5 protein-coding genes are annotated in these 4,770 nt (G+C 74.5%); 1 reads left to right on the forward strand and 4 read right to left on the reverse strand.

Translation table 11 applies throughout. The features are described 5' to 3' along the window. Positions 1–1,427: methylmalonyl-CoA mutase subunit beta (locus tag ABD308_RS36675; RefSeq protein WP_344344589.1), on the reverse strand; the 1,427-nt coding region annotated here is incomplete at its 3' end. Positions 1,428–1,726: 299 nt separating this feature from the next. Between ABD308_RS36675 and ABD308_RS36680 the strand changes: the two genes are divergently transcribed. Beyond that, complete coding sequence (locus ABD308_RS36680) at positions 1,727–2,755, forward strand: C40 family peptidase (RefSeq protein WP_344344591.1); 1,029 nt, start codon at positions 1,727–1,729, stop codon at positions 2,753–2,755. Positions 2,756–2,938: 183 nt separating this feature from the next. Here ABD308_RS36680 and ABD308_RS36685 read toward each other — a convergent pair whose 3' ends face one another. The 3 genes from ABD308_RS36685 to ABD308_RS36695 all read right to left on the reverse strand — a co-directional run bounded on the left by ABD308_RS36685 (position 2,939) and on the right by ABD308_RS36695 (position 4,529). Beyond that, positions 2,939–3,169, reverse strand: coding sequence for a hypothetical protein (locus tag ABD308_RS36685; protein WP_344344593.1), 231 nt, complete (start codon positions 3,167–3,169; stop codon positions 2,939–2,941). A 186-nt stretch (positions 3,170–3,355) separates the two neighbouring features. Continuing rightward, the gene (locus tag ABD308_RS36690) at positions 3,356–3,841 is read right to left on the reverse strand and encodes a hemerythrin domain-containing protein (protein WP_344344595.1); all 486 of its coding nucleotides are present in this window, start codon (positions 3,839–3,841) and stop codon (positions 3,356–3,358) included. Positions 3,842–4,025: 184 nt separating this feature from the next. Continuing rightward, entirely contained in the window at positions 4,026–4,529 is a 504-nt protein-coding gene (locus tag ABD308_RS36695; protein ID WP_344344597.1) for a metallophosphoesterase family protein, read from the reverse strand. Between the last annotated feature and the right edge of the window lie 241 nt (positions 4,530–4,770).

Raw genomic sequence — 4,770 nt, forward strand, 5'->3', positions numbered from 1 at the left:
GGCAGCCCGCCGGACGGACCGGCCGGGGCGGGGATGCGGACCAGCGCCTGCTCGCCGAGGTTCGGGAACTCGCTGACGCCGGTGACCGGTTCGCGCCGCTTGGCGAGCCGCACCGAGCGCTCCGCCCAGGTGGCCGCGATCCGCTCGCCGACCAGGCCGGACTCCAGCGCGGCCGACAGGCCGCCGGCCCGCTCGATCTCCTGGAACCACGCCCAGGCGGCGTGCGCCAGCTCGTCGGTCAGCCGCTCCACGTACCAGGAGCCGCCCGCCGGGTCGACCACCCGGGCCAGGTGCGACTCCTCCAGCAGGATCGCCTGGGTGTTGCGGGCGATCCGGCGGGCGAAGGCGTCCGGCAGGCCGAGCGCGGCGTCGAACGGCAGCACGGTCACCGCGTCCGCGCCGCCGACTCCGGCGGCCAGGCAGGCGATCGTGGTGCGGAGCATGTTCACCCACGGGTCGCGGGCGGTCATCATCACCGCGGAGGTGACGGCGTGCTGACGCTGCGCCGAGACGGCCGGGGAGGCGCCGCAGGCCTCGGCGACCCGGGCCCACAGGCGGCGCGCCGCACGGAACTTGGCGATCGTCAGGAACTGGTCGGCGTCGGCGGCGTAGCGGAACTCCAGCTGGCCGAGCGCGGCGTCCACCGAAAGGCCGGCCCCGGTCAGCGCGCGCAGGTACGCGACGCCGGCGGCCAGCGAGGCGCCCAGCTCCTGCGCGGGCGAGCCGCCCGCCTCGTGGTACGGCAGCGCGTCGACGGCCACCGCGCGCAGGCCGGGGAAGTCCTCGGCGCAGCGGACGGCGAGCGAGGCGGCCTCGGCGAGCAGCGCGTCGGTGCGCTCGGCGTCGCCGGTGCGGGCCTGCAGGCCCAGCGGGTCGGCGCCCAGGGTGCCGGTGGCGGAGCCGGGGGAGACCTCGCGCTCCTGGTACAGCTTGAACAACTGCGCGGCGGCCTCGGGGAATTCGGCGCCCGCGTCGAGCACCACCCCGGCCAGGTCGAGGTAGACGCCGGTGAGTGCCTCGCCCAGCGCGGTGACCGGCAGGCCCTCGTCGCCCAGCCGCAGCCAGAGCGAGCCGCCGCCGTGCTCCAGATCGGCCAGCACCGCCTCGTTGGTGCGGCGCGGATCGGGGTCGCCGTGCCGCTGGCGGACGTCCCAGCCCGCGACCGAGGCGCCCTGCGGACGGGCGCCGCGGACGAACGGCGGGAAGCCGGGGAGGCCCGGGTCGGCCGGGGCGTCTTCGGCGGTGTAGAGCGGGCGGGCGCGCAGCCCGTCCTGGAGCGCGGTGCTGAGCGCGCGTTCGGCTGCTGTGCCGTCCTCGGGCTGCGCCCCCGATTTGCGCAGCACACCCTCGACGAGGGTCTGCCACTGCTCGCGGTGGGCGGCCGGGAACTCGGCGGCCAGGGAAAGCCCTTCGGGCGGGACCGTCATGTCCCGCAGGGTAGCGCCTGTGAACGGGGGCGCAGGAGGGGCGGAGGGTGTGACATTGCCCTCGCTTTGCACTCTGTTGCAACACCGGTGTGCGAAGAGCGGCGTGCGGGGGGCCGCTTGCGGAACGGCTGCGGTCATCTATTAACTTGCTTAGAAGAACACGGGTGGCGGGACGGCTCTCCCCGGAACGCCCCGTCCTGCCCGTGTTCGCGCGGTTCTCACCCTTCGTTCCGCCTGTCCCGCCTGTCCTTCCTGTCCCGCCCGTTCCACCCGTCCCCGTGTCCGAGGAGTCAGCCGTCATGGGAAAGCGCCGCAAGCCCAGCCCGCCCAGCCGGGCCCGCCTGGCGGTCGTCACCACCGCGATGGCCGGCGGCGTCGCCCTCACCGCGGGACCGGCCCAGGCCGAACCGGCGCCCGGCCTGGCCTCCGTCAAGGAGCAGGTCGACCAGCTCAACGAGGAGGCCGAGCAGTCGATCGAGCGTTACAACGGCTTCCAGGAGAAGCAGCAGACCCTCCAGGGCGACGCCAACCGGATCCAGGAGAAGGTGGCCCGCGGCCAGGAGGCGATGAACGAACTGCGCACCCAGCTCGGCGGCATCGCGGCCGAGCAGTACCGCAGCGGCGGCATCGACCCGTCCGTCCAGCTGATGCTCGACTCCGACCCGGGCGGCTACCTGGCCCGGGCGAGTGCCCAGAACCAGGTCGTCGACTCCCAGGCGGCGCTGCTGCGCCGGGCCCTCGACGAGCAGCGCAAACTCGACCAGGACCGCGCCGAGGCCACCGCCACCCTCGCCCAGCTGGACGAGGCCGGCACCGCGCTGGCGGCGGAGAGGAAGGCGGTCCAGGACAAGCTGGCCAAGGCGCAGGCGCTGCTCAACAAGCTGAGTGCCGCCGACCGCGCCAAGGTCAACGCCCAGGAGGCCGCCGCCACCCGGGCCTCCCGCTCCGCCGCCGAGCGCCCCGCCGACACCGGACCGGTCACCGGCCGGGCCGCCACCATCGTCCAGTTCGCCTACGCGCAGCTCGGCAAGCCCTACGTCTGGGGCGCCACCGGCCCATCCGGCTACGACTGCTCCGGCCTGACCGGCGCCGCCTACCGCGCCGCCGGAGTGAAGCTCCCGCGCGTCTCCCAGGACCAGTGGAAGGCCGGCGCCCGCATTTCCCGCGCCGACCTCCAGCCCGGTGACCTGGTCTTCTTCTACGCGGACCTGCACCACGTCGGCCTCTACATCGGCGAGGGCAAGATGATCCACGCCCCCCGCACCGGCAAGAACGTCGAGGTCCTCCCGATCGACGCCATGCCCTACGTCGGCGCCGTCCGCCCCTGAGCCCGCGCCGCCCGGCGATGTTCCGGGCGCCCGGTGCGGGGGCCGGGCCGAGCGGGTCCCCCCGTTGGACCCGCTCGGCCCGGTGGCGCGACCACGGTCCCCCGTCGCGCCGGTCGGGTGGTCGGGTGGTCGGGTGAGATGGCTTCCGGGCGTGGGCGGTTCGGTGCTCCACCCTCCCGGGTGCTACTCGGCGGGAGCCGGGGCCGCGGCCGGGTAGTCGAGGTGGGCGACCGCCGGGGCGGAGACCACCTGGACGGCGGTCGCGCCGGGGACGGCGACGTGGACGAAGCCGCCCTCGATCGCCAGCCGGACGCCGGTGAGGCGGGTGCGGGGGACGCCGTCGCCGTCCAGCAGGGCGTAACCGGGGCGCAGTTCGACGCGGGCGCCCTCGCGCCAGTTCAGCCCACCACTCATCGGGCCACCGCCGGGTCGATCGCCGGGACGTCCGTCGAGGTGACGGCGGGGAAGTCCAGGTCGGGCCCGGCGGTGTCCGGGGTCGGTTGGGGGATGCGGGGCATGACGTCCTCCATGGGTCGGCCTGCTTGCGCTAACCATTAAACATGTTGGAACTGGTTAGGTAAACGGGTTTCCAGGTGGTCCTCATGCCTGGTCGGGACGGAAGACCGGATCGGGCCAGTCGCCGGTCGGGTCGGTCGCGTCGAGCGCCGCGCTGATCGTCCGCTCCTCGTACCGGAAGTGGGACTCCAGGATCGCCGTGAGGCCGTCGAGTTCGCGCTGGATGGACTCGCGCTCGGAGCCGGGGGATCCGGCCGGCCTGAGCGCGAGTTCGCGCACCCGGGACAGGATCGAGGAGATCAGCCCGTGGTCCTCGACGAGTTTGGCGATCGTCGGTGCGAGCGCCGGTCGTTCACGCACCAGCTGGGCGAACATGCCCTCGTCCTCGCCCTGATGATGGACGGTCAGCGCGTCGCAGAAGGCCAGGCAGTGGGCGGCGAGTGTGTCGTCTTCCGGCCGGAGGGGATCGGGGGCCGACCTGAGGCCGGCGATCCGGCGGCGCAGGTCCTGGTGGGCTCGGGAGAGTTGGAGACTGAGGGCGACCGCGCGGTCGCCGTCGTGGGAAGCCATGATCGGCCGTCCCTTTCGGGTTCCGCACCTCCATGCCTGGCGCGGTCCGCCACCGGCACGCGATGCACCGCGATCCGATCACACGGCGCGGGGCCTCGGCAAGTCCGTTCGGGGCGTCACATGGTGGCGGGAAGCGATCGGTTCGGGACGGTTAAGGACCGGTTCGGGGCGGTTCGGGATCGTTTCAGGACCGGGGTGGCAGGCGGTGGAGCCGGACGTCGGTGAGGCGGCCGTCGGCCACGCGGGCGGTCAGGTAGCCGGCGAACGGCTGGCGGCGGCGGTCGGTGGGCGACCCGGGGTTGAGCAGCCGCAGACCGCCGGGCGTGGTGCTGTCCCACGGGATGTGGCTGTGCCCGAAGACCAGCACGTCGGTGTCGGGGAACCGTGCCTCGCACCGCTGTTCGCGGCCCCTGGCCGGGCCGGTCTCGTGCACCACGGCGAAGCGCAGGCCCTGGAGCTCAGCCCGCGCGATCTCGGGCAGGCGCTCCCGCAGCTCGGGCCCGTCGTTGTTGCCGTGGACGGCGACCAGCCGCGCGGACCGGGCCAGCAGCAGGTCGAGGGTGGCGGTGTCGACCCAGTCCCCGGCGTGGAACACCACATCGGCGTCGTCCACGGCGGCCAGCAGCGGCGCGGGCAACTGCCGCGCGCGTGGCGGGACATGGGTGTCCGAGGTGATCAGCAGGCGCATCCGGCACTCCGGCGGGACGGTGGACGGGGCGGTCCGATCCTCCCCGGATGGCGTCGGCGGAGCACCGTCGAAACGCCGGACGCCGCCGAAAGGCCGTGCCTACGGGTGCGGGGCGCAGGCGAGGAGGTAGGGGAGGACCGGGGTGGCGAGGGCGGCCAGGCGGTAGGCGCGGGCCGGGGGCGCGGGGGTGTGGGCGAGGCGCTGGACGCGGGCGAGCACGCCGGTGGACGCGGCGCCGAGC

It is taken from the genome of Kitasatospora putterlickiae (assembly GCF_039527695.1).
GTDB classification, from domain to species: Bacteria; Actinomycetota; Actinomycetes; order Streptomycetales; family Streptomycetaceae; genus Kitasatospora; species Kitasatospora putterlickiae.